24 protein-coding genes, 1 tRNA gene and 3 pseudogenes are annotated in these 22625 nt (G+C 67.7%); 13 read left to right on the forward strand and 15 right to left on the reverse strand.

The features are described 5' to 3' along the window. Together ACRDSQ_RS23275 and ACRDSQ_RS23280 are read right to left on the reverse strand one after the other, a co-directional pair. The coding region (locus tag ACRDSQ_RS23275) for an NADP-dependent isocitrate dehydrogenase (RefSeq protein ID WP_431424005.1) at positions 1-991 on the reverse strand (991 nt) is incomplete at its 3' end. Between the two features lie 124 nt (positions 992-1115). Next, the gene (locus ACRDSQ_RS23280) at positions 1116-1682 is read right to left on the reverse strand and encodes a GNAT family N-acetyltransferase (RefSeq protein WP_431424006.1); all 567 of its coding nucleotides are present in this window, start codon (positions 1680-1682) and stop codon (positions 1116-1118) included. Between the two features lie 57 nt (positions 1683-1739). Between ACRDSQ_RS23280 and ACRDSQ_RS23285 the strand changes: the two genes are divergently transcribed. Beyond that, positions 1740-2549: a metal-dependent hydrolase gene (locus tag ACRDSQ_RS23285; protein ID WP_431424008.1), complete on the forward strand. Its 810-nt coding sequence runs from the start codon at positions 1740-1742 to the stop codon at positions 2547-2549. Here ACRDSQ_RS23285 and ACRDSQ_RS23290 read toward each other — a convergent pair whose 3' ends face one another. Continuing rightward, positions 2550-2810: a Prokaryotic metallothionein gene (locus ACRDSQ_RS23290; protein ID WP_431424009.1), complete on the reverse strand. Its 261-nt coding sequence runs from the start codon at positions 2808-2810 to the stop codon at positions 2550-2552. It abuts the gene before it with no gap. Positions 2811-3077: 267 nt separating this feature from the next. On the opposite strand from ACRDSQ_RS23290, the gene ACRDSQ_RS23295 reads away from it, so the two are divergent. Both ACRDSQ_RS23295 and ACRDSQ_RS23300 read left to right on the forward strand, forming a co-directional pair. Then, positions 3078-4472, forward strand: coding sequence for a PQQ-binding-like beta-propeller repeat protein (locus tag ACRDSQ_RS23295; protein WP_431424010.1), 1395 nt, complete (start codon positions 3078-3080; stop codon positions 4470-4472). Between the two features lie 32 nt (positions 4473-4504). Then, positions 4505-5254 carry a hypothetical protein gene (locus tag ACRDSQ_RS23300; protein WP_431424012.1) on the forward strand — a complete coding sequence of 250 codons (750 nt, stop codon included), beginning with the start codon at positions 4505-4507 and terminating at the stop codon, positions 5252-5254. On the opposite strand, the gene ACRDSQ_RS23305 is transcribed toward ACRDSQ_RS23300, so the two are convergent. Continuing rightward, positions 5227-5634 carry a hypothetical protein gene (locus ACRDSQ_RS23305; protein ID WP_431424013.1) on the reverse strand — a complete coding sequence of 136 codons (408 nt, stop codon included), beginning with the start codon at positions 5632-5634 and terminating at the stop codon, positions 5227-5229. The two genes, ACRDSQ_RS23300 and ACRDSQ_RS23305, sit on opposite strands and share 28 nt — an antisense overlap. 73 nt (positions 5635-5707) lie before the next feature. Between ACRDSQ_RS23305 and ACRDSQ_RS23310 the strand changes: the two genes are divergently transcribed. Further along, complete coding sequence (locus tag ACRDSQ_RS23310; RefSeq protein ID WP_431424014.1) at positions 5708-6445, forward strand: alpha/beta fold hydrolase; 738 nt, start codon at positions 5708-5710, stop codon at positions 6443-6445. A 262-nt stretch (positions 6446-6707) separates the two neighbouring features. Here ACRDSQ_RS23310 and ACRDSQ_RS23315 read toward each other — a convergent pair. Then, a pseudogene (locus ACRDSQ_RS23315) lies at positions 6708-7527 on the reverse strand (transposase family protein). A gap of 605 nt (positions 7528-8132) precedes the next feature. Between ACRDSQ_RS23315 and ACRDSQ_RS23320 the strand changes: the two are divergent. Together ACRDSQ_RS23320 and ACRDSQ_RS23325 are read left to right on the forward strand one after the other, a co-directional pair. Next, entirely contained in the window at positions 8133-8402 is a 270-nt protein-coding gene (locus tag ACRDSQ_RS23320; protein WP_431424015.1) for a hypothetical protein, read from the forward strand. Further along, on the forward strand, positions 8360-8923 hold the full coding sequence (locus ACRDSQ_RS23325; RefSeq protein WP_431424016.1) for a PIN domain-containing protein: 564 nt from the start codon (positions 8360-8362) through the stop codon (positions 8921-8923). The genes ACRDSQ_RS23320 and ACRDSQ_RS23325 overlap by 43 nt, the downstream gene beginning before the upstream one ends. A gap of 528 nt (positions 8924-9451) precedes the next feature. Here ACRDSQ_RS23325 and selB read toward each other — a convergent pair. The 3 genes and pseudogenes from selB to ACRDSQ_RS23340 form a co-directional block, all read right to left on the reverse strand. Continuing rightward, the gene (gene selB, locus ACRDSQ_RS23330) at positions 9452-11203 is read right to left on the reverse strand and encodes a selenocysteine-specific translation elongation factor (RefSeq protein WP_431424017.1); all 1752 of its coding nucleotides are present in this window, start codon (positions 11201-11203) and stop codon (positions 9452-9454) included. Then, positions 11194-12467 (reverse strand): annotated as a pseudogene (selA, locus tag ACRDSQ_RS23335) (L-seryl-tRNA(Sec) selenium transferase). Before selA ends, selB begins: the two are co-directional and overlap by 10 nt. A gap of 22 nt (positions 12468-12489) precedes the next feature. Continuing rightward, positions 12490-12584: transfer RNA gene (locus tag ACRDSQ_RS23340), tRNA-Sec, on the reverse strand. A 31-nt stretch (positions 12585-12615) separates the two neighbouring features. On the opposite strand from ACRDSQ_RS23340, the gene selD reads away from it, so the two are divergent. After that, positions 12616-13602 carry a selenide, water dikinase SelD gene (gene selD, locus ACRDSQ_RS23345; protein ID WP_431424036.1) on the forward strand — a complete coding sequence of 329 codons (987 nt, stop codon included), beginning with the start codon at positions 12616-12618 and terminating at the stop codon, positions 13600-13602. Here selD and ACRDSQ_RS23350 read toward each other — a convergent pair. After that, positions 13599-15278, reverse strand: a complete 1680-nt coding sequence (locus tag ACRDSQ_RS23350) for a hypothetical protein (RefSeq protein ID WP_431424018.1) — start codon at positions 15276-15278, stop codon at positions 13599-13601. The two genes, selD and ACRDSQ_RS23350, sit on opposite strands and share 4 nt — an antisense overlap. A gap of 113 nt (positions 15279-15391) precedes the next feature. On the opposite strand from ACRDSQ_RS23350, the gene ACRDSQ_RS23355 reads away from it, so the two are divergent. From ACRDSQ_RS23355 to ACRDSQ_RS23380, 6 genes are read left to right on the forward strand one after another with little or no spacing between them, the layout of a single operon-like run. Beyond that, on the forward strand, positions 15392-16144 hold the full coding sequence (locus ACRDSQ_RS23355; RefSeq protein ID WP_431424020.1) for a hypothetical protein: 753 nt from the start codon (positions 15392-15394) through the stop codon (positions 16142-16144). A gap of 18 nt (positions 16145-16162) precedes the next feature. Then, entirely contained in the window at positions 16163-16684 is a 522-nt protein-coding gene (locus tag ACRDSQ_RS23360; RefSeq protein ID WP_431424022.1) for a hypothetical protein, read from the forward strand. Further along, positions 16674-17216: a hypothetical protein gene (locus ACRDSQ_RS23365; RefSeq protein WP_431424024.1), complete on the forward strand. Its 543-nt coding sequence runs from the start codon at positions 16674-16676 to the stop codon at positions 17214-17216. Before ACRDSQ_RS23360 ends, ACRDSQ_RS23365 begins: the two co-directional genes overlap by 11 nt. 9 nt (positions 17217-17225) lie before the next feature. Next, a complete protein-coding gene (locus tag ACRDSQ_RS23370; protein WP_431424025.1) occupies positions 17226-17387 on the forward strand; it encodes a hypothetical protein in 162 nt (53 codons plus the stop codon). An 18-nt stretch (positions 17388-17405) separates the two neighbouring features. Then, positions 17406-17954 carry a hypothetical protein gene (locus ACRDSQ_RS23375; RefSeq protein WP_431424027.1) on the forward strand — a complete coding sequence of 183 codons (549 nt, stop codon included), beginning with the start codon at positions 17406-17408 and terminating at the stop codon, positions 17952-17954. Next, entirely contained in the window at positions 17951-18289 is a 339-nt protein-coding gene (locus ACRDSQ_RS23380) for a hypothetical protein (protein ID WP_431424029.1), read from the forward strand. Before ACRDSQ_RS23375 ends, ACRDSQ_RS23380 begins: the two co-directional genes overlap by 4 nt. 390 nt (positions 18290-18679) lie before the next feature. Here the strand turns inward: ACRDSQ_RS23380 and ACRDSQ_RS23385 are convergent, their stop codons facing one another. The 6 genes and pseudogenes from ACRDSQ_RS23385 to ACRDSQ_RS23410 form a co-directional block, all read right to left on the reverse strand. Beyond that, on the reverse strand, positions 18680-19081 hold the full coding sequence (locus ACRDSQ_RS23385; protein ID WP_431424030.1) for a hypothetical protein: 402 nt from the start codon (positions 19079-19081) through the stop codon (positions 18680-18682). Between the two features lie 34 nt (positions 19082-19115). Further along, positions 19116-19334, reverse strand: a complete 219-nt coding sequence (locus ACRDSQ_RS23390; RefSeq protein WP_431424031.1) for a hypothetical protein — start codon at positions 19332-19334, stop codon at positions 19116-19118. 14 nt (positions 19335-19348) lie between these two features. After that, complete coding sequence (locus ACRDSQ_RS23395) at positions 19349-20623, reverse strand: hypothetical protein (protein ID WP_431424033.1); 1275 nt, start codon at positions 20621-20623, stop codon at positions 19349-19351. 197 nt (positions 20624-20820) lie between these two features. Beyond that, a complete protein-coding gene (locus tag ACRDSQ_RS23400; RefSeq protein ID WP_431424035.1) occupies positions 20821-21462 on the reverse strand; it encodes a response regulator transcription factor in 642 nt (213 codons plus the stop codon). A 319-nt stretch (positions 21463-21781) separates the two neighbouring features. Continuing rightward, positions 21782-22297 (reverse strand): proprotein convertase P-domain-containing protein, encoded by a 516-nt coding sequence (locus ACRDSQ_RS23405; protein WP_431424038.1) that lies wholly within the window; start codon positions 22295-22297, stop codon positions 21782-21784. Beyond that, positions 22271-22625: pseudogene (locus tag ACRDSQ_RS23410) on the reverse strand (serine protease); the annotation flags it as partial. The gene ACRDSQ_RS23405 and the pseudogene ACRDSQ_RS23410, both read right to left, overlap by 27 nt.

A 22625-nucleotide genomic window follows, 5' to 3' on the forward strand; every position in this document is an offset into this window, starting at 1 on the left:
CGATCGGGTTGGTGGAGGTCGGCTTGCCCGCCTGGTGCTGGCGGTAGTGCCGGGTCACCGTGCCGTGCGCGGCCTCGGCCTCGACGGTCTTGCCGTCCGGGGTCATCAGCACCGACGTCATCAGGCCCAGCGAGCCGAAGCCCTGCGCCACGGTGTCGGACTGGACGTCACCGTCGTAGTTCTTGCACGCCCAGACGTAGCCGCCCTCCCACTTCATCGCGGCGGCGACCATGTCGTCGATCAGGCGGTGCTCGTAGGTCAGGCCCGCGGCGTCGAACTTCTCCTTGAACTCAGCCTCGAACACGGCCTGGAAGATGTCCTTGAAGGCACCGTCGTAGGCCTTGAGGATGGTGTTCTTGGTCGACATGTAGACCGGGTAGTTGCGCTGCAGGCCGTAGGAGAACGAGGCGCGCGCGAAGTCCTCGATGGACTTGTTGAAGTTGTACATGCCCATGACGACGCCGCCGTCCTGCGGCATGTCGACCACGGTGTGCTCGATCGGCTCCGAGCCGTCGGTCGGGGTGAAGGTGATGGTCACCTTGCCCGCGCCGGGGACCTTGAAGTTCGTGGACTTGTACTGGTCGCCGTGGGCGTGACGGCCGATGACGATCGGCTTGGTCCAGCCCGGCACCAGCCGGGGGATGTTGGAGATGATGATCGGCTCGCGGAAGACCACGCCACCGAGGATGTTGCGGATCGTGCCGTTGGGCGAGACCCACATCTTCTTCAGGCCGAACTCCTCGACGCGCGCCTCGTCCGGCGTGATCGTGGCGCACTTGACGCCGACACCGTGCTTCTTGATGGCGTTCGCGGCGTCGATGGTGACCTGGTCGTCGGTCTCGTCCCGGTGCTCGATACCGAGGTCGTAGTACTCGATGTTGAGGTCCAAGTACGGGTGGATCAGCTTGTCCTTGATGAACTGCCAGATGATGCGGGTCATCTCGTCGCCATCGAGTTCGACGACCGTTCCCTGGACCTTGATCTTGGCCATGAGCCGCGGTGCTCCCTTCGCCGTTAATGCGCGCGCCTTCAAACGGTACAAGCGTACTGGTAGCCGGGCGCGTGATGTGAGCCTGTGTGCACAGTCACCCGCGATCGTAGGCGTGAGGTGCGCTTCAGAACTCGTTCAGGTCGCGCCACTCGTCGGCGAGCATGGCGTAGACGGCCTCGTCGGCCCACTTGCCCTTGACGAACTCGTTCTGCCGGAAGCGGCCCTCGAAGCGCATGCCGAGGCGTTCGAGGAGCCTGCCGGAGGCGCGGTTGTCGGCGTCGAGCCTGGCGATGATGCGGTGCAGGCCCAGGTCCTCGAAGCCCAGGCGCAGCATCTGGGTGGCGGCCTCGCCCGCGTAGCCCTTGCCGTGGTGGTCGGGGTGGAAGACGAAGCCGAGCTCACCGGACTGGTGTTCCTCGCTGAGCCACATCAGCATCACGTCGCCGAGCAGCTCACCGGTCTCCGCGAGGACAACCGCGGGCCGGATCGCGTCGCCCTCCTTCTCCAGCGACGTCACCGCCATCCGCTCCTGCAACGCGACTTCGACCTCGTCACGGGTGCGCGGCTCGAAGTACAGGTACTTGCATACGTCCTCGCGGGACTGGATCGCGTAGAGGGCGTCCAGATCGGACTCGACGTAGGGCCGCAGGACCAGTCGGCGGGTGGTGATGGGAAATGTGGGACGCAGCACCCGATCGAGCGTACGCCTGTGATCGAATACCGCCCACTGGTCACGAGGGGGGCACGGATGTCGACTGGACCGACGCACGCGATGAGCGGGCTCACGGCGTGGGCGACGGCGACGGCACTGGCGGGCGACAGCTCGCTGGGGACGCTGTCGGTCAAGGGCTGGTGCGTGGGCGCGGTCCTGTGCGCGGGCGCGGCGCTGTTACCGGACCTCGACCACCCGGAGTCGACGGTGTCGAGCACGTTCGGCCCGGTGACGGCGGCGGGGTCGAAGCTGATCAACGCGATCAGCCACGGCATCTACCAGGTCACCCGCACCAAGCGCGACAGCAAGCGCGACGGTGGGCACCGCGGGTTCACCCACACCCTCGTCTTCGCGATCCTGGCCTCGATCATCACCACGGCCATCGTGCAGACCAGCCAGTCGTGGGCGCTGCCGCTGCTGATGTTCTTCTTCAGCGGCCTGGCCGTGCGCGGGATCATGCACAAGTGGTGCCCCCGCAACGACGCACTGTGGATCACGGGCACGGCGCTGATGCTCACCTACGCGTGTCTCAAATGGACGGACCAGACCCCGGCGGACGCGGCGGCCTGCGGTGTGGCCGTCGGCATCGGGTGCATCGCGCACTACCTGGGCGACGCGATCACCGAACAGGGCTGCCCGATCCTGTGGCCGGTCCCGATCGCGTTCAAGACCTGGTACCCGGTGGCGCCGCCGAAGATCATGCGCATGCGCACGGGCGGGACCGTCGAGATGGCCATTGTCGGGCCGCTGCTGACCGCGGTCGCCATCTGGATGTCCGCCGTGGCCCTGCACAACGCGGGCGCCCTGCCGTTCCTCGACGGAATCCCGCTGATCCCCTGGGCCTGATCAGCCCGGGTGCGCCCCGACCGCGTCCCTGATCTGCGACCCGAGGTCGGCGTCGCCACTGTGCGCGCAGTGGGCGCAGCAGAAGAACCGGCCCTCGACCTCGACGCCGTGGCCGAGGATGCGGCACTTGCAGTGCTCACAGACCGGGGCGAGCTTGGTGATCGCGCACTCGAAGCTGTCGAAGGTGTGGACCTCGCCGCTGACCGTCTTCACCTCGAAGGCCATCCAGTAGTCGTTGCCGCAGGTGTCGCAGATCGCCATAGTGCGAACTCCTCTCTCGGTGACCACTGCAGCCTGCGCCCGGCTGCGGGAGGCGGCAACCCGAGAAACTCTCGCGGCTGATTCGGCCTCGGCACGACATCGCGCCGACTAATCTCCGACCTGGATTTCCGAACATTCCTGGGGGAATGACGCATGACTTGGCAGCAGCAACCGCCGTATGACCCGCGCGCCCAATTCCAGCCGGGAGGGTGGCCTCCGCCTGCGCCGCCGCCTCCGCCCAAGCGCGGCCGCGGCAAGGTCTGGGCCGTGATCGCCGCCATCGTCGCCGTGGTGGCAGCCGCTTCGCTGACGGTCGTGGTGCTGAACCGTGAGACTCCGGTGGCCAACTCGACTGGGGTCGAACTGCCGACTGACTCCGCCAAACCCGCTTTCAAGCCATGGACCACAAAAGGCGAGAAAGATAGCAAAGACAACCCGCTGCGCATCCTCAATTCCGGCGAAGACCTGATCATCGTGACCGCGCGGGACGTCACCGCGATCAGCCGTGCGGACGGCGAAGTCAAATGGTTCACGAAGGCGCCGAATATCGAGGCCGCTGAAGGCGCCTTCTGCGGAGCGGGCAACACCACGTCCCCGGACAACAAGCTCGCGCTGACGCTCGGGTTGGTCGAGGGCAAGTCCAAGCCGATCACACCGAATTGCGGCATCGTCACGGTCATCGATCTGAAGACCGGCGAACTCGGCTGGTCCACGACGGTCGCCTACGCCCAGGGCGCGATATCGGCGAAGACCGCCGGAATGCCCGTCGAGATCGTCGCAGGCGTAGTGGTCGCGACCTGGGATTTCAACGTGTTCGGGCTGGACCTCGCGACCGGCGACTCGAAGTGGCATGTCAAGCTGAAGAGCGACCCGAACGGCAAGCCGAACTGCCCGGCCAACGGGATGCTGCCCGCGGGCCCGGACAGCGTGGTGGTCAAGGCGACCTGCATCCAGCCGAACGGCGACGCCCTCTTCAGCGTCGCCGAACTCACCGCGGAAGGCGCGATCGGCCGCACCGCGAACATCACCGACACGGACGCCGGGGCGCCGATCAGCTCGATGAAGCTGCTCGCCGGTTCACCCGTCGTGCTGAACGTGACGCCGAAACCGGGTCCGGACGAGCGGGCCTCCATCATCACCCTGGACGACGGATGGAAGGTCCAGAGCGTCATCCACGACGAGCGGGGCGACCCGAAGAGCGACAAGGCGCTGGCGACCGTGCCGATCGGGTTCTCCGTCGCGCCGATCGGTGCCTACCAGGAGCAGTCGCGGGCCCTGGTCTCCGGCAACACCATGGTCAGCGTCACCGCGCCGAACAAGGGAAAGCCGAACCGGCTCGTCGCCACGGACTTGAAGACCGGCAAGGACCTCTGGGCGACCGAGGAACCCGCCCTGTTGTTCATGCAGGTTCTCGCGATCGAAGGCGACAAAGTGTATGCGCTGCAATCGGCGTTGGAGAACACCAAGGACTTCGACCAGTCCGTCGTCGAGGTGGACCTGAAGGACGGCAAGGTCAAGGGCAAGAAGACAACCGAGGTGATCTCGCCGAACGACGGGCCGCCGACGATCATCTTCTACGGGTTCACGTTCAAAGACGGCCGGGCGTACGGGGTGCAGTTCCAGAACAGCGACACGCAATGGCTGGCCTACAGCGTGGGATGACCAAGGTCACCGGCCGTGCCACGATGGTCGCCATGACGGAGACGTTGTGCCTGGCCCAGGACCCGGAGAGCCGACGCACGACCAGTCCATGGCAGGTCGCGCCGATCCACCTGGACCCGATCTTCCTCACCTGGGACCAGGACGCGGGCTCATCGGAGCCCTCCGGCGGCCGGCCGACCAGACGCTCCTACGAGATGTGGCGGCTCGCGAAGTCCAAGACCGGACTCGACACCGTCCTCTGGCTGAACCGCGCGGTGAACCTGCGAATGCGGCTCCTGACCCAGCGCTACAACATGCGCTCCATCCTCCGCGACCCGCCGCCTCAGGACACGGAGATCCTGGCGCGAATCGGCATCATCCGCCCCCAAATGCAACGCACCCTGGCCGAGTTGCACCGCGCCTTGGAAAGCTCCCCGGTTCCGCCCGAACACTGCGCGGAGCTTGTCGACGCGGTTTGGTATTTTCTCCGGTCGACCGACACCCTGATGAACGTCCAGCGCACTGACATGGCCTTCGCGCACGAGCAGACGAATCGCGACGGCTATGTGTCGTTCGAGTTCGGCCAGTACTTCACCAAACAGTCGCCTTCGGTGGCGGTCTGGGGCATCCTGCCGCTCGAACTGGTTTCCCAACAGCCCACGGGCGACTGGATTTCGATCGATCTGAAAGTGAAACCGCGCATCCAGTACGGACACCTCTACTTCGAGGGCATTCTCAGCCCGGCGCAGAACCACGTCGACTCCGTGTGGCGCGCCTACTTCGACGTGGACACGGCGGCGTGAACACCTTGGATCATGGCTCGCACCAAGAGATCGGGACGAGAGCCCCCCATGTCCTTCGCCAATCGCCCCATCAGCTCTTGATCGTCCAGGACGCGGAGCAACTCGGCGGTGCCTTTCTCATCGAGCAAACTCGGTATTTGCGACCCCAGGAGTGCCGCTCCTGCCAGCGGCGGGTCGTAATCGAATTTCTCGAGCCAGTCGGTTTCCTGGTCGTATAGCCGGTCGAAGTACTTCCCCGACGAATACCATTCGATCATCGTCGCCACATCGAGTGCGTCGCGTGTGTCGTCGCGATGACGATCTCGCCAGGCGAAGAGCTTCAGGAGCACGAGCGCCGGAATCGTCGGGATCTTGACGGAGATCCCGCCCGGCAGGAGCACCTTGTGTGGCCGGATGGCGGTTCGGTTTATTCAGGCTTGAGATCGGACTCGGCTTCGGTTAGGTTGATCGACAATGTGGTACGAGGAGCGGGGTGTCGGCGACCCGGTGGTGTTGCTGCACCCGGGAGGGGTCGACGCCCGGGCCTGGGGGCCCAACCTCGACGCGTTCGCGGCACGGTTCCGGGTCTTCACGCCGGACCGGCGTGGGCACGGGCGCACCTTGGACGTGGCGGGTCCGATCACCTACGAGCTGATGGCGCAGGACACCGTCGCGTTCCTGGAGGACGTGGTCGGTGCGCCCGCTCACCTGGTCGGCTGCAGTGACGGAGCGATCGTGGCCCTGCACACCGCGTTGCGCCGTCCGGATCTGGTTGATCGCGTGGCGCTCGTGGCCGGCGTGTTCAATCGGGAGGGCTGGGTGCCCGGGGCGGCCGATCTAGACGAAGAGACGTCGGCGTACTTCGCGGCCGCCTATGGGGAGGTGTCCCCCGACGGTCCGGACCACTACCCGATCGTTGCGGACAAGCTGGCTCGAATGCACGCGCACGAACCGACCCTGACCGCGGCGGATCTGGCTGGCGTTCCGAACCGGGCGCTGGTGATGGTGGGCGACGACGATCAGGTCATCCTGGAGCACGCCATCGCGTATTACCGAGGGCTGCCCAATGCCGAGCTGGCGGTCATTCCCGGCACGTCGCACGGGCTCCTGGTCGAGAAGACAACGTTGTGTAACACGATCATCATCGACTTCCTCGCCAACGAGCCCGTGCCTACTCTCGCGCCCATTCGGCGCGCGCGCAGTGGCATTTAGCACCAACCACGGTGAACTACCGGGGAATCACTCCGATGCGGTGAGCAGTTCCCAGGCCGAGGGGCTCAATACCGTGCTCGGTGCCGATGTGCCGGAGATCTTCCGCCATTTTCTTGGGTTGATCAGTAGCTGGCTTCCGACAACGAGTAGCGGCATTATGGCTGGGGGGTCGAAGGCGACGGGGAGGAGCTCCTCGACGCTGTCTTAGTAGTGAGCCTTTCCGAGTAACTTCTCGTGGCGCTGTGTGATCAATTGTTGGCGGTCATGTGGTGTGGTGGTGTTCGTGGTGGAGCAGGACCAGGGCGGCGGCGACGATATCGCCGATGCGCCAGGGGCAGCCGCGGTGGCGACGCAGGGCCTTGAAGGTGGTTTTGAGTAGTGAGTTGGCGCGTTCGCCGAGGCAGCGCAGGGCGCCGTGGACGGCGTTGTAGGTCTGTTGATCGAGGGTGAGTCTCCTGTTCTTGGGTTTCTTGGACGGGATCCTGAACGTGTCGGGTTCGCCTTCGTAGCCCAGGTCGGCCAGGGCCGGGGCGCCGTCGTGGACCCAGTCGGCGATCGTGGTGAGCAGGTCGGCGCGGGCGGCGGTGATGTCGTGCTCACGGCCGGGCCGCACGTCGGAGGTCCACAACGGCCACCCGTCCGGGGCGGACACGACCTCCGATGTTGCCGCCGTGATGATGGTGTTTGCCGCTCCACCACAAGTCCACCCCGGGTGTCGGGCCCGGCGTGGAGATCCGATCGGTATGGATCAACGTGCCGTCGACGATCACATGCGAGTGCCCGGCGGTCTTCGCCGCCAGCAGCGCACCGTGCAGTGACGGGCGCCGCGCGGCGAGCACCGCGACACCCTCGTCGCGGTAGGCGTACGCGGTGGACGCCGAGATCGCGTTGTCCCTGGCCAGCGCCGACATCCGCGTGTCATCGAAGAACCACCGCAACACCAGCACAGCCTGCTCATCACAGCCCAGCGCGCGCCTGCCCTCCCGGGTGCCCCGCCGCACCCGCTCAGCGGCCAGCAACGAGGACAGGAACTCGACACTGGCCTCGGACACATCAAGGACAGCCGTATATGTGACACTCATGAACGCGGGATCCCTGCGAAGTCGATCTGTGAGAAGACCACTTCCTAGCAGGGGTCCCGCACTCTCATGTGGACCCAACCCGGCGCGCCCCCAAGATCACCCAGCGTCGCGAACCGTTACTCGGAACCACTCTGTGAGCACGTTTAATTCCACGAGTCGGGTTACTTTATGCCCGACCCGTGGAACTTGAAACGCACCCCTATTTGGTGTTGAATAAGCATCACACCACGAGAGTGAACCTAAACTTGCCGGTTCCGGTCACTCTCGTGTTGTTGTGGGAAGAGGTTAGAAGGCAGGCTCCGGGACAACGCGGCTGAGCAGCTCAAACAGCCTGATCAGTCGCTCCAGCAGGTGCCACAACACCCGCACAGCCTGCCTGAACCGGATCATGGATTTGCCCATGATCGCTCCGATCTCGGGGACCATCATCCCCGTTGTCGATGGGGTACAGCACCGCCCGGTTCTCCGTGACGGAGAACCGGGCTGTCCCATTTGTTGGGGATGCAAGCAAGTATACGGAACGGTGAAATCCAGTAGAGTTTCGCGACGTCGACTGAATAACCCGCTAGCTCCGGGCCATCCCTGGTCGCTCGTATCGAGGTGTCGTGACCGACCACGCCATGCTCGGCGTCTGTTGTGAACGAGTAGGCACGGACACCGTGCTGTGTCACGATCCGCGCGTGCTGATCACCCCGAACCCCGGCCGTACGCTCCACGACGCCCTCGAGGTGATGCGGCTGCTGCCCACCGACGTACACAACGTTCACTCCGCTGGCGTCTACAGCCTCGCTGGTGCCACGGCGGTCGGACCTGGCTCGTCGGCGGTGAAGATGTGGCCTACCTTGAGTGGATCCGCAAGGCCGAACGGCAGCTGACCAACGTGATCTTCCGAGAGGATGCAGCGGCGCTGCTCGACTGGAAGGGCTACGAGGCGCTGCTGGCCATGGCGCCCGCGTGGGCGGCAGCGGTAGGCGGGAATGCCCAGGAGCGCATCCTGCATGACGTGGTCGGCGGCGAGATCACCGAGCGCCACGACACTTTCAGTGCCGCGTGCGCGGCAACCGAGGTCCTGATCAGCCAGTGGTCGGGCGGCATGCCGATGGCGGTGCTCGACACCAGCGTGTACCTCGCGTACCAGGACAAGCTGGAGGACATCGACTGGGCCGCTGCGATGGGCTACGAGTTAACGCGGCTGCGACTGGTTGTGCCGATGATCGTGGTTGACGAACTCGACGGCACCAAGCACAGCGACGTGAGATGGCGCGCCGCGTACTCACTGGCGATCATCGATCGCGTGCTTCGATCCGGCGGCGTGCTCAGCGAGAAACCCAGCAGGGTCGAGATAACACTGTTCAACGACCCTGCTGGGCACACGCGCATGCCGATCGCCGACTAGGAGATCATTGATCGGGCGGCCGCTGTGCAGGCCATCGCGGGAACGCCGGTCACTCTGCTCACCTGCGACACCGGGATGGCGCTGCGCGCGCTCGATGCGAACCTGGGTCACATCTTGCTGCCCCGGGAGGACCCCCAGCCGCGGCCCGCCACCTCAAACCGCACCCATCGCGTGGCGGTTGCCACTCGATCCACCTGAACGCCCGTGAAGTGCGGAAACAACACCGACACAAGGCTACGAGCCGCATCGTCCAAGATCACAAACCAAGGTCATGCCGTCTCGGCGACGATCACCGAATCTGGGACAGAGCCCACATTCGAGCGCCGTTGACACCGAGGATCGACGCTCCGCCCCGGTGCGCACCGTGTGCCATTGCTGCTGCGGGCATGTGTGTTCGCCGACTCGGATCGTGATCATCGCTGGCAGCCCGCAGACTTTCGACGACAGCGGTCCATGACCGCACTGCGATATCGACGGTGTGCTGTCCGGCATCATCGGGCCATATGATCTGCCCGGATTCCACGTCTGTCACCCCTTCGGGGTCGGGCTGATGTCCCGGTCGACGGTGAGGCGGGTGCCGTCCGGCAGCCGCTGCGTCCTGCCCTTGGCGTCTAAAAGTTCGAGCAATGGCACGACGACTCGGCGGGTGCTGCCCAGCGCCGTGGTCGCGGCGGCGACCGGGAACGGCTGGGGGAGCGCGGCCAGGACTGCCAGTGCGCGTTCGTCGTCGCCGGGGAGCAGCACGAGGTCCCTGGCGACGACCAGCACCCGGCCTGCGGCCTCGGCGGCGCGGATCATCTGACGGGTGAGCCCGATCGCGGCCAGGCGGTCCCGGGTGGGTGCCCGGAAGGGGGCGGTTGCGAGGTCGGCCCCGACCGCCGCGATCGCGTGCTCGACAGCGTCCGGCAGCCGGGCAGGGTTGGCGAGCCGGCCGCCCGCCACCGGGAGTCCCGCGTTTCTGGCCACCTCGGCGGCGACCTCGGGGGATGGAGCGCCGATGGCGCGCGCGAGATCAGCCAACGGCATGCCGGCCATCCGCATCGGATGCTCCGCAAGCCACTGCGTGGTCGCGGCGATCGCTCGCGCGGTCAGCTTTGGCAATGCATCCGGGTCGATCCGCCAGCCGTGCACTGCCCGCCCTGTCGCCGGGAGCCCTTCGGCGGCGAAGTCGGTTTCGGCGGCGAATACCCGCCGCCTCAGATGCGCGCGGGCGATCTCGTGCGCTGGGCGACCTGCCAGTTCGGCCAGCTCCGCGTCGCGCCGGCGGGCCTCGCCCCGGCGAGTCAGCCGGGGAGGCCGGACGTCGAGGACGTCCGCGCCGACGGTCGCACGGTCCCCGGGGGACCGAACCAGCAGCCGGTCACCGACACGCAGTGGCAACGGCCGCGCGAGGCGTAGCCGCGCCGAGTCACCGCCGAGCCGGCGGACAGTCGCCTGCACAGCGGCGGTGCCGATGTGGACGGTCGCCTCGCGGGGAAGTGTGGGCCGCACGGCGATGTCGATCTCGGTCACGGTGATCCAGGCGCCCGGTGTGGTGAGTGTGTCCCCCACTGAGAACGCGCGGTGGTCGGTGCCATGCAGGTTGACCGCGACCCGGCTCATCGCGGTCACCTGCTCGACCGGACGATCCAGGGTGTGCAGGCCGCGCACTCGGTGACCGAGGTTGTCGCCGACGCGGAGAGTGCCTGCGGTCAGGGTGCCGGTGACCACCGTGCCCGCCCCGCGCACGCTGAACGAACGGTCGATCCACAGGCGGACGTCACCGCGAGCGTCCGGGTCCGGCGTTTCCGCGCACACCGCGTCGAGCGCGGCGAGGAGATCGTCCATACCGTCGCCGGTCCGCGCGCTGACGCACACGGTCCGCGCGTCGCGCAACGAGGTGCGGCCGAACTCCTCCGTCGCACGACGCGCAGCCGGTCCGGGGTCGGCCAGATCGCAGCGGGTAATCACGATGACCCCGTGCCGTACACCGAGTGCGTCTAGCACGGCAAGATGTTCCGCCGACTGCGGCATCCAGCCTTCGTCGGCGGCCACGACGAACATCACGATCTGCGCCGGTCCGACGCCGGCGACCATGGTCCTGATGAACCGTTCGTGCCCGGGGACGTCGACGAACGCGACCTGTCGTCCGCCCGGGGTCGTCGTCCAGGCGAAGCCGAGGCCGATCGTGAGCCCGCGCCGCTGTTCCTCTGCCCATCGGTCCGGGTCCCGGCCGGTCAGTGTCAGCACGAGTGTCGACTTGCCGTGGTCGACGTGTCCGGCGGTGGCGATCACCCGCATGATCGGAGCGCCCTGACTAGATCGGCTTCGTCGTCCGGATCGACCGTGCGCAGGTCGAGCACGCAGCGCCCGTCCTCGACGCGTCCTACCACCGCCGGTGTGCCTGCCCGGAGGGCGGTCGCGTAGACGAGGGGAAGGGCCAGCCCGGCGCTGTCCAGCTCGACGCCGGGTGCGCCCCCGCCACCCACGACCGAGGTCGTGGCGACCACCTGCACCCAGGGAACCGACTCGGCCAGCCGGGCCGCGCGGGCCCGCAGGTCGGCGGCCGGGATCGTGAGCATCCGGTGCACCGGCGGTGGTGGCCCGGCCACCGTCGCCTCCAGCGCGGCCAGGGTCAGCTTGTCCACCCGCAGTGCCCGAGCGGCCGGGTGCCTGCGCAACCGGTCGAGCACGTCCGCGTCGCCGAACAGCAGACCGGCCTGCGGGCCGCCCAGTAGCTTGTCCCCGCTCGCCGTGACGATCGTCGCGCCCCGGGCGATCGCGGTGGTCACGTCGGGCTCGTTCGGCAGCAGCGGGTGCGGGTGAAGCAGTCCGGACCCGACGTCCACCACGACCGGCGGACCGAGCCCGGCCAGCTCCGCGATGCCGACGTCACTCGTGAACCCGGAGATCAGATAGTTCGACGGGTGCACCTTCAGGATAAAGCCGGTGCCGTCGCCGATCGCGGCCGCGTAGTCCCGCAGGTGCGTCCGGTTGGTGGTGCCGACCTCGCGCAGTCTCGCCCCGGCCGTGGTGAGTAGATCCGGGATGCGGAAGCCGTCACCGATCTCGACCAGTTCGCCCCGGCTGATCACGATCTCGCGACCGGGCGCCAGCGCGAGCGCGCACAGCAGCAGCGCGGCGGCGTTGTTGTTGACCACGTGCACGCCGTGCGCCGAGGGGGCAGCTGCGGCCAGCGTCTCGATCACTGATCGGCCGCGTGGGGCGCGCTGTCCGGTGGCCAGGTCGAACTCGACGTCCGTGTAGCCGGAGGCGACGGCGACGGCGGCGCGCGCGGCGGGAGACAGGGGAGCCCGAGATTGGTGTGCACGAGGACACCGGTCGCGTTGATCACCCGACGCAGCCGGGTCGGGAGGGCAGGCACTATGGACACGGCCACGTCCGCCACGACGTCGACCGGAATCCGCCCGGCCCTGGCCAACTCCTGCGCCTCCCACACGGCCGCCTTGACCAGCGCTGCCCCGACCACGTCGACGGCGGCGGCCAGCCTCGGGTCCGCGAGAAGGTCGTCCGTTCGCGGAATCCGGCGTCGCTCGTCCTGCATCCGATTCCCCCAGTGCGCATGATGGCGGAGGCGGACGGAAATCGAACCCGCCAACGACGGATGCCGCCGCTCACCGGTGTTGAAGACCGGGCAGGCCACCAGACCTGGCACGCCTCCTCACGCCATGCCCGCAGTCTGTCATGCCACGATGGTGTGCGTGGCGATTCGACTCACTCAGTACGCCCGCGGTGGCGGCTGCGCATGCAAGATCCCTGCGGATGAACTGGAGGAGATGGTCCGCGGTCTAGGCGCATCTCCGGCCGGGCTGCTCGTCGGACTCGACACCGGCGATGACGCCGCGGTGTTCCAGTTGAACGGGGACAGCGCGATCGTCGCCACCACCGACTTCTTCGGGCCGGTCGTGGACGACCCGTACGACTGGGGCCGCATCGCCGCCGCGAACGCGTTGTCCGACGTTTACGCCATGGGTGGACGCCCACTGGTCGCGCTCAATCTGCTCGCCTGGCCGCGTAAGGTACTGCCCGCGGAGTTGGTGACCGAGGTGTTGCGTGGCGGGCTCGACATCGTCACCTCAGCGGGGGCGCATCTCGGCGGGGGGCACAGCATCGATGACGCGGAGCCCAAGTACGGATTGGCGGTGACCGGGATGGTGCACCCGGATCGCCTGCTACGCAACGATTGCGGTCGCGCGGGAGTGCCGCTGTCGTTGACCAAGCCGCTGGGAGTCGGGGTACTCAACAGCCAGCACAAGGCCACCGGTGAGGTGTTCGAGGCGGCGGTGGCGTCGATGACGATGCTCAACCGCGCGGCGGCCGAAGCAGCGGTCGCGGCCGGGATCACATGCGCCACCGACGTCACCGGGTTCGGGCTGCTCGGTCACGGGATGAAGCTGGCCAGGGCGAGCGGGGTCACCGCGGTGATCGATGCGGCGGCGGTCGAGTCCCTCGACGGAGCTGTCGAGGCGTTGCGCGCCGGGTACATCAGCGGCGGCACCCGGCGGAACCTGCACTGGGTCCGGCCACACCTGCACGCCCCCGGGATCGCCGAGGACACATTGCTCCTGCTCGCCGACGCCCAAACGTCCGGCGGATTGCTGGTGGCCGGGGAGATTCCGGGCGCACCGGTGATCGGTGAGCTGACGCCCAGGCGCGAGCACCTCGTCGAGGTGCGTTAGCGCAGGTCGAAGGGATCCGTCCGGGCCTCGGAAGTCAGGTCCGTGACGGCGCCGTCGATCTCGACTGCCCCTTGCATCAGCTCGTACGAGTCACCCGGCACCACGGCGTAGCCCTGGTCGGTCACGGCCGAGGCGGCCGGACCGATCCGCACCCCGGAACCTCGCGCATGCGGTGCGATCACCCATACTCCCTCCCCCACGGGGACGACCGCGATCGCCCTGTCGGCGTCCACGCGCGCCACCGGCACGACGTCGAGGTAGGGGTACTCCATCCCGAGGTCGGCGTAGACGGAGAGCACCCCGCCGCCACGGGTTTCCAACGAGAGCAGCGCTCGATTCTCCAGCGCCCACCGCACCCGGACCTGGGAGCCTGCCCCCGGTACCGCGACTTCGACCTGGCCGAGTGCCCAGCGGACGGTGCGCTCGTCCGCGCCTGCCAGGTCGACACCCGGCGGGAGTGGCGGCTCCGACAGTCGGGCTAATGGAAGGAAACCGGGCTGGTTGAGAGTCTTGCTGTCCTCGAACACCGGCCGGTCCCCCGTCGTCACCCCGTCGTCGATCGTGCGGACCCGGGCGGCCAGAACCGGCCCGGGGGTGGGGGTGAGTATCACGCCGGCGTCGTGCGGGACGGCCGTCCAGTCGCGGGCAGGCGTGCCGTCGCCGCGGTATGCGGGAGCCCAGGAGATCTCCATCGTGTCGGTCTTCCGGTCAGCGAGCACGAACAGCCAGGACTGTCCCATCGGGTCGGTGAGGACCCGGGAGACGACGCCGTCGTCCGGGAGTTCCCCACTGAATCCGATCTGTTCGAGCACGTCGATACCGGTGCCCGGCGGTCCGGTCCTGGCGACGATCTCGTTGCCGTTGACCCCGATGACCAGCGGGCCGGCCGGAGTGTCGCCCACGTAGATAACCGCGGTCCTCGACGCGGGTCCGGTCGCGGACCGGACCAAAGCCCGGGCCTTCTCGACCGCCGAGCGGTCCTGACCTAGCGATCCCCGGGGTGCCCAGTCGAGCATCGATCGGGTGGTCTCGATCATCGGACCACCATCCGGGGCCGGTGTCCGCTCGTCTGCCGACCGCGTGATCGCGATGCCGACCGATGCGACGGCGACAACCATTGCGATCGCGGACACTGCCCGGAGACGGCGGGGCCGATTCATCGCGCGCTCGATGGCGACGATCGGCGGCCGGTCGTCCGCGACGTCCTGACCGCGTCGCGCGAGTTCGGCGCCCAGTGCCGCTGCTGTCTCCCCGCTCTCGTCCGGCCCGAGCCCCGCCCGGGTCAACTCCGCGACCTCATCGCCGGGGAGGCCCAGCACGATCGCGATCTTGTCGTCGGGGAGAGCGTCGAGCAGCCGCATCACGAGCACTGCCCGTATCCGGGAGGGCAGCCGGAGGTGGCCTTCCCAGAGCTCGTCATCATCCATATCGGCCAGACCGATGGTGCCGGATTCCTTGTCATCGCCGATGATCCGGCCGATCACCTGGCAGCTAACCCAAGTATCCAGTTCGTCGGTCGGCATGGTCCGGAATCGGGTGCGCAGTGTGATGAACACAGAGCGGACCGCGTCGTGCGCGACCGCCGCGTCTCCACACACCAGGTAGGCGGTGCGCAGCATCGGCCGCCACCGATCGGCCAGATAGGCGCGCAGATCCGCGGCTGTTTCCGTTCCCATGTCGCCCCCTTTCCCTCCGCGCCAGACTTACCACGAGTCTTGACACCGCGCCGAGCCGGTGAAAGTCTTCGATCATCAACCGTGTCCGGTTGCCAGAGCCTATGGGGGGCCTGATGTCTACACCTGTTATCGGCGCGCGCTCGTTATCCAGAACGGCCCCGGACGGCGGCCGCCTGTCCCTTGTCCTGCCCGAGGCGGCGGGTGAGGTCGAGTGGTTCGGTGCCACGCGGTTCGCCGGCGGTGGCACCGCGCGCGACTTCTCCTTCGCCGAGGTCGGTCAGTACCGGGTTATCCCGAAGAAGATCTTCCCCGGCGGACAGCACGAGGTGTTCCGTCGCACCGGATTCGACCTGCACACCTTCGAGGCGGCCAACCGCACCGACAGTTGCCTGGTGTGGGTCGGTCCGCACAGCGAGATGACGACATGGTTCGGCGGCCCGTTGCCGCGCACCGACGTCCTGAACCGGTTGGTGTCGTCGGTGCGGTTCACCGACTCTCCGACCGGCGCCACGGTGTCCTCGCACTCCTCGACGGTCCAGCAGCACACCACGATCCTGATCGCGCAGAACGACCGGCTCATCATGATGTTCCGCGATGCGCGATCGGCACGTCCACTCGTGCCCGAGTGGCAGGGTCTGGCGCACGGCGACGGAGAACTCTGGCGGACCTCGCGCGCCCTGGACGCCGACGATCTGGCGCGAGTGCGGGGCACTGCCCTGGAATGGCGCTACCACGTGGCGAATCCGACAGCGTACTTCGACGTGTCCTTCCATGCGCCACACAGCGTCGCAGCGCTGGACGCGGCGGACGTGGACGCTCTCGCGACGGCCGTCCTCGACGGCACGCGCGCGTCTTGGTCGCACTGAGCCAATCCGGACGCCACCATGAGTCTCCCGATTGCTCTCGCGCTCGTCGCCGCCCTGATCGCGATATTCGCGGTCATCGCCGCTTTCGCCACCTACACCCGGCTCCGGACAGTGGAACGTGCGGTGTTCAGTGCCGACACGGCCCGACTCGCCGATGACACCCGCACCGTACCGCCCGAACTGCGCCCGCGTACGGGCGAGCGCGCCACATTGGTTCTATTGCTCGAATCCGGCTGCCCGACCTGCGCCGTCGCGATCGACGCGCTTGCTGGCCGGGACAGACCCGGCATGCGGTCGGTCGCGGTGTTCGCTGCCGAGGCGTCCGTGGACACCTACGGCACTCCGTCCACAGTCGAGCGTGTCGCGAGTCCGGACCTGTGGCAGTTCCTGTACGAGGGATACGCGCCATGCCTGTACGTCGTCGGCGCGGACGGGCGGATCACCGACCGCCGGTTCCTTTACACCGACACCGACGTGCCCGCGTTGATAGACACGTTCGTCTCAGCCACCGAAACACTGGGGAGTGTCCATGCGGTTTGACCAGATTCCTTTCGCAGACAGAGAACCGGCCGAGAATTCCACGCCCAGCCACGTGCTGGCGAGTATTGCCACGACGACGCCGGACCGCCGGAACGTGTTGCGCGGCATGATGATCGCTGCGGCGACGGCGGCCCTCGTCCCGTTCGAGTGGCTGGCCACCCGCCGGCAGGCTGAAGCCGGGCCGACATCGGAGTGGACGAGTTCGAACTGCACGGACGGGTACCCGCAAGGGTACAACGAGCAGAGCAACAACTGGTGGTCCAGTGGCCCTGCCGCGTGCTTTGGCGGCTGGCGGCGGGGTTCGTACCCGTGCTCCGGTGGCTGGCACTTCGAGGGCTTCCGGTCGTACTCGGACGAGGGATACACCTCGACGAGGATCGCAACCGCGTGTGGTGCCGGATCGACGAAAAAGAACGCCTGGCGCTGGACCGCGAGCGGCTCGGTGTACCGGTGCTCGGACGCGTCAACGCGCACAGTCTGGAACAGTGGCGAGAGTTACACAGACCTGACTATCTCCATGTGCCGGATCTGACCTGTGCCGATGCTCACCCGGGTGCTGCTGCACCCGCTCGCGATCGCGGTCCCCGTGGTGTTGGGGCTGGGCGTAGTCCTGGCCGCCGGTGTCCAAGGGGCCGCGCTCGCGCTGTCGGCCTTCCTCTGGGCAGGGCTGAACGCCGGGTACGCGAACTCAGGTTCCACTTGAAGCCACAACTCGGCATTCGTGCTGAGCGCGCCGGTCTGGCGCGGTAGAGGACCGCTGGTCGCATTCGGTGCCGGACTGCAGTTCGGCGCACTCGCAGTGGCATTGGTGGCCGGTGCGGTCGGAGGAGTGGTGCAGGCCCTCCTGTCCCGGCCTGCAGCTCTGGTCGTTCTCGGTGTCCTGGCACTGCTCGTGCTCGCACGCGAGGCCGGACTGGTAACGCTGCCGGTGCCGGAGAACCGGCGGCTGGTGCCCGAGGACGTGCAGCACAAGGGGCGCGTGCTCGGTCCCCTGCAGTTCGGGTTCGAGATGGGCACCGGCATGCGAACCTACTCGCCGTCCGCCGTGCCGCACCTGGTGCTGATCGCGTCGGTCCTGGTTGTCCCGTTCACCGGTGTGATCGCGATGGCGGTCGGTTGGGGGCTGGCGAGGTGGATCATGGCAGCGGCCAGCATCGTCCACGATGACGACGGCGAGTGGTCCCTGTTGTGGCAGCGATACGCGCGCCTGCTCGCGGTCGCGACGACGGCAGGCGCGATCACCGCACTTGCCTTAGGTCTGTTGTCGTGACCATGCTCGTCGTCGTGTATGACAGCGCATGCGGCGGGTGCTCGAACATCGCCGCCCGTCTGTCCGTCGTGCTCGGCCTTCCGGTTCTGGCCCGGTCGTGCCGCGATCCGCACCTGGCCGCGGAGTTCCCTGTACTCGCGGGCGTGGTCCACGACCGGCCGTGCCGTCGGCCGGTTCTGGTGCGGATCACGGCGACCGGGGACGCGCGGGCCGTCACTGGGGCACGCATGCTGGCGCTGGCGGCGCGGCACGTTCGGCCGAGCCGGTTGCTCGCGGCGATGGGCCTGTGCTGCTCCCTCGTCGCGACGACGCTGACCAGGACCGCCAGTCGATGACCGGTGGGCCCGGCGTGCTGGTGTCGATGAGGCGTTGCTTCGCTTGTTCTGGGGCGGTTTCCGCGATCTGCGACTTGGTGAGTTCCGGTCCGGCCAGGCGGGCGAACCACCAGGTTTCGCCGTCGGGTGCTGTGGTGTAGCCGAAGAACCCTCGTGAGCCTTCGATCATGCGGTAGGAGTTCGCCGCAGTCGGTTGCGAGCTGTCGTGCGCGTAGCCATAGGCGATGTTTAGGCCCGCGTAGCGGGGGCCGGGCGCGTTGGGGTCGATGATCGATGGCCCCTCAGTCGGCTTGTGTGCGGCACTTGGGTTGGGCGGGCGTGTCGGTTGTGGGTCATGGGCGTCCATTCGTGATTTCGGAGAGCGACGACACTGTGCGGCGCGCTCGCGGCTCAGGACTCGGCCGAAGCTGTGAGAACGAGTTGGGGGTCGTGACCTGTGTAGGCGCGGGCCTCGCCCCAGTCGCCGCCGATCAGCCAGTGGTCGTCGACGCGGTGGAGGTAGTCGATGTTGCCGAGGTCTTCTTCGCCTGCCGCGTCGGTGAAGTGCTGTGTCGAGCGCCGAGTCCACTCGATGCGCGTGGTGTTCGGGATGACCAGCCAGCCGTCGGTGTAGCAGTACTGCTCGTCTGGTGCGGGCGCGTGGTAAGCGGGGTGGTGCTCGGTGAGCACGAACTCGCCCCTGAACCGCAGCGCGCCCGGTGTTTCGTCGATCGCCAGGACGTAGCTGTCTTCCAGGTACACGCCGGAAAGCGTGGGCACGTCGGTGTAGTTCGTCATCGTCACCAGTCCCATTCGATGGGTGTGTGGTTGCCGGGACTTTTGCGGGTCACCGGGTTCCGTCCGCGTCGGTTCGTTGGCCGTTCTCGTCGCGGATCTCGACGTGCGGGTTCGCGCTGCCGGGTGCGCGGGGGCTGCCGTCATGCCCGTACTGGCCCGATCCGCCATCGATCCGATCCACCGCGCGGGTCTTCATGTCGTGCATCGTCTGCGAGATGGCCTGGCCCGCCTGATCCAGCGCGGCCAGGTCGACGTTGAAGCCGGTCATGCCCTCTCCTCCCGCTACTCAGACCGCGGCCGCCGAGGATCGGTTCCGGGCAACCGCGCACCCGCGAACCGAGCGGGGCCATCAGGTTGCGGCAGCAACGGCAACCCGTGATCCTCACCGACGTCGAGTAGCACACCGATCCCAGCAGGAAGCCGCACGAGCAGATCGGCGAGGCTCATCCACGGCGTGTCCTGCCCGAACGCGGCAAGCCGTTCTGGCGTCGAGAACGCCAGCACCCATTGACCCTTGCCAGGCAGCATCGACACCATCACCCCAGGCCGTTGCCCCCGGGTCCGACGCGCGAACACCGTCGCCACCGCGAACGCGGCGTCAAAATCCGCAGGTGACCGCCGCACGGCCCGAACATCCCGCGCGACCCCCACGATCTCCGGCTCCAGCGACGACTCGGTCATGAAACCCAACATAGAGCAGCCCCGCACTCGGCGCGTCCGACTCATTTCAGGGCGACAATCGGTGACGAAACTGACGACTGATCTCACGCGGTTCGACCGAGTGGAATTGACGTCCGCCCCGAGACGATCATCGCCCGTCACGCCGATCGATGGGGCGTGGAGTACTCGACAGCCCGCAACCAGCACTTCAGCCGCTAGCCTGGGACCAGTCGGGACGTGACGGTCACGGTCGCGAACCGCGCGACCATTCCCAGGATCGACCAGGCCGAGACGACGCTGGTGGCGCCCGCAGTCTGGACGGTGGCGCCCGTCAGCCCGACAACTGGCCGCGATCTGGCGGTAGGCGCGGCGCACACCTCGCGGGTGACCGCGCCGATCACGAACCCGCCCGCCTCCGGCGTGCTCACCGCGAACCGACCCGGCCAAGGCGACCCTCGCGCTCGACGGTGGCACCGACGCCACCGCCGTACGCCCGGGATGGCAGCGGCTCGCCCTGATGTTCCCGGCCGCTCCGAGCCAGTGCTCCAGGTTCTCCACGTCCTGATCGCCCTGGTCACCTTTGAAGGTGTCATTCTGGCAGCGGTGGAACGCCTCATGGACAAGCGTGGCCGTGAACTGCCCGTTCCCGACCTGCATGATCGGGTCGGTGGCACTCGACACGATCACGAAGGTCTTCGCCCCTCCGAGATCGACACTGAACTGGAACGGCGCCATCTGCGCGATTTCCTGGGGTTTGTTCAACGTCACCCGGTAAACGCCGGACAACCCGACCGAGGACGCGTCCACCGGGGTCGCCTCACCCAGCGCGCCGGGATCGGGATGATTCATGACCAGCGCGCGCTCGACCTTCGCCTCCTTGTTCCCGAGCCCTATCACCGTTGGGATCTTTGCGGGGTCACATCCCTCCCAGGCTCCGGGAATGAGGTGAGGCCCGCGATCCGCGCACTGAAGGCCGGTATTGGAGGGACGAGCCGGCGCGGCCGTCGAGTTCGAACTGTGATGCTTCGTGTCGCTGTCGAGATCGTGTTGTCCGATGTGGAGCGTGCTGAGGCTCGTCCCGGAAGATGATGGACCTAGTCGACGAGCCCGGCGCGTTGGGCGAGCAGGGCCGCCTGGACCCGGTTCCCGACCCCCAGCTTGGCGAGGATGGCGCTGACCTCGTCCTTGACCGTGCCCACGCTCAGGTGAAGTCTGCCGCCGATGTCGCCGTTCGACAGCCCCTCGGCGACCAGGGTCAGCACGGCCCGCTCGCGTTCGCTGAGCAGCCGCAGGGGTGCGGCCGCGGCCTTGCGGGCGCCGCCGTCGAGGTAGCCGTTGATCACCGTGCGGGTCACCGCGGGGGACAGGACGACTCCGCCTTTGGCCAGGGTGCGGATCAGGTGGGGGAGTTGGTGTGGGTCGGTGTCCTTGAGGAGGAATCCGGCCGCCCCGGCCCCCAGCGCGGCCGCGACGTGCTTGTCGGAGTCGAAGGTGGTGAGGATGGCAACGGCGGGTGGGTTCGGTCGGCGGCGCAGTTCGCGCAAGATGGTCAGGCCGTCGACGTCGGGCATGCGTAGGTCGAGCAGAACCACGTCGGGTGTGTGCTGGGCGATCCGGTCGAGTGCTTGTCCGCCGGAGGCGGTGGCCACCACGTCGATGTCGTCGACCGTGCGCAGGATCAGCTCGAACCCGGAGCGGACCAGCGCCTCGTCGTCCACCACGACAACCCGAATCATCTGCTCTCCGCCCTGGTGGTCGGCTCCACGACCGCTCGCAGCAGCGCGAGGGCCTGCCGGTGCCGGACCCGGAGACGGTGATATCCGCCGCCGAGGTGCTGCGTTATGACGGGACTAGCCTGTTGATCGACCGGCGCGGGCGGTCCGGTCCGACATCCATGTCCACGAAGCCAATCACGCCGCTGCCGCCGCGCTGTGCCGGTGGCTCGACGGTATCCCGCCACCAGACACCGTGGGCGACCGTCGAGTGCGGCCACGGGCCGTGCCGTCGGGTGACGGCACGGCCCGTGGCGGTGTCAGGCGGTGGTTATCGCGCGGATCAGAAGGTGAGCTTGAAGCTGTCGATGTAGCCGGTGTCGTAGCTGTAGACGTCCCGGACCTTGAGCTTCCAGGTGCCGTTGGCGATCTCGGTCGACGCGTTGACGGTGTAGGTGGTGATGACGTTGTCGGCGGAGTCCGAGCTGGAGGAGCCCTTCAGCCGGTAGGTGGAGCCGTCCGGGGCGACGAGGTCGATGACGAGGTCACCGCGCCAGGTGTGCTTGATGTCGACACCGACCTTCAGTGTCGACGGCGCGTTGCCGCTGACGCCGGAGACGACGAGGTTGCTGTAGACCGCGGCGCCCGCGTCTGGGATGTTGACGTTGTTGGGGTTGGTGAAGATCGGCGCGGTCGGCGGCGTGGTGGTGGTCGTGGGCGGCGTGGTCGTGGGCTGGGTGGTGCTGGTCGGGGGAGTGGTCGTGGGCTGGGTGGTGCTCGTCGGCGGGGTGGTCGTCGGGCCGCCGTCGGGGTCGAGTTCGTCGCCCTTGGCCTTGATGGCCGCGGACAGGGTGCTCACCTGGGCGTAGACGCCGTACTTGTTCGGGCGGGCGCAGCCTTCGCCCCAGGACACGACGCCGACCTGGATCCAGTTGTTGTTGGCGTCGCGGCGGACCATGGGGCCACCGGAGTCGCCCTGGCAGGTGTCGATGCCGCCCTCGGGCAGACCGGCGCAGATCTCCACCGCGTCCTTGAGGCCCGCGTAGTCACCGCCGGAGGCCTTGCAGGTGGCGTCGGAGACGAACGGGACCTGGGCGCGCAGCAGGTAGCGCTGCTGCGCGCCGCCTTCGGTGGCCGCGCCCCAGCCCATGATGTCGAAGGTGCCGTTGTCGTAGGTGGCGTTGGTG

Origin of the sequence: Actinokineospora sp., from assembly GCF_050699995.1 — a bacterium.
Lineage (GTDB): Bacteria > Actinomycetota > Actinomycetes > Mycobacteriales > Pseudonocardiaceae > Actinokineospora.

Coding starts and splice junctions, on each gene's coding strand:
- ACRDSQ_RS23285 (WP_431424008.1), top strand. CDS start 1,740: ATGTCGACTGGACCGACGCACGCGATGAGCGGGCTCACGGCGTGGGCG.
- ACRDSQ_RS23290 (WP_431424009.1), bottom strand. CDS start 2,810: ATGGCGATCTGCGACACCTGCGGCAACGACTACTGGATGGCCTTCGAG.
- ACRDSQ_RS23300 (WP_431424012.1), top strand. CDS start 4,505: ATGACGGAGACGTTGTGCCTGGCCCAGGACCCGGAGAGCCGACGCACG.
- ACRDSQ_RS23310 (WP_431424014.1), top strand. CDS start 5,708: ATGTGGTACGAGGAGCGGGGTGTCGGCGACCCGGTGGTGTTGCTGCAC.
- selB (WP_431424017.1), bottom strand. CDS start 11,203: ATGCGGGTGATCGCCACCGCCGGACACGTCGACCACGGCAAGTCGACA.
- selD (WP_431424036.1), top strand. CDS start 12,616: ATGGTGTGCGTGGCGATTCGACTCACTCAGTACGCCCGCGGTGGCGGC.
- ACRDSQ_RS23350 (WP_431424018.1), bottom strand. CDS start 15,278: ATGGGAACGGAAACAGCCGCGGATCTGCGCGCCTATCTGGCCGATCGG.
- ACRDSQ_RS23355 (WP_431424020.1), top strand. CDS start 15,392: ATGTCTACACCTGTTATCGGCGCGCGCTCGTTATCCAGAACGGCCCCG.
- ACRDSQ_RS23360 (WP_431424022.1), top strand. CDS start 16,163: ATGAGTCTCCCGATTGCTCTCGCGCTCGTCGCCGCCCTGATCGCGATA.
- ACRDSQ_RS23365 (WP_431424024.1), top strand. CDS start 16,674: ATGCGGTTTGACCAGATTCCTTTCGCAGACAGAGAACCGGCCGAGAAT.
- ACRDSQ_RS23370 (WP_431424025.1), top strand. CDS start 17,226: ATGCTCACCCGGGTGCTGCTGCACCCGCTCGCGATCGCGGTCCCCGTG.
- ACRDSQ_RS23385 (WP_431424030.1), bottom strand. CDS start 19,081: ATGGGACTGGTGACGATGACGAACTACACCGACGTGCCCACGCTTTCC.
- ACRDSQ_RS23390 (WP_431424031.1), bottom strand. CDS start 19,334: ATGACCGGCTTCAACGTCGACCTGGCCGCGCTGGATCAGGCGGGCCAG.
- ACRDSQ_RS23400 (WP_431424035.1), bottom strand. CDS start 21,462: ATGATTCGGGTTGTCGTGGTGGACGACGAGGCGCTGGTCCGCTCCGGG.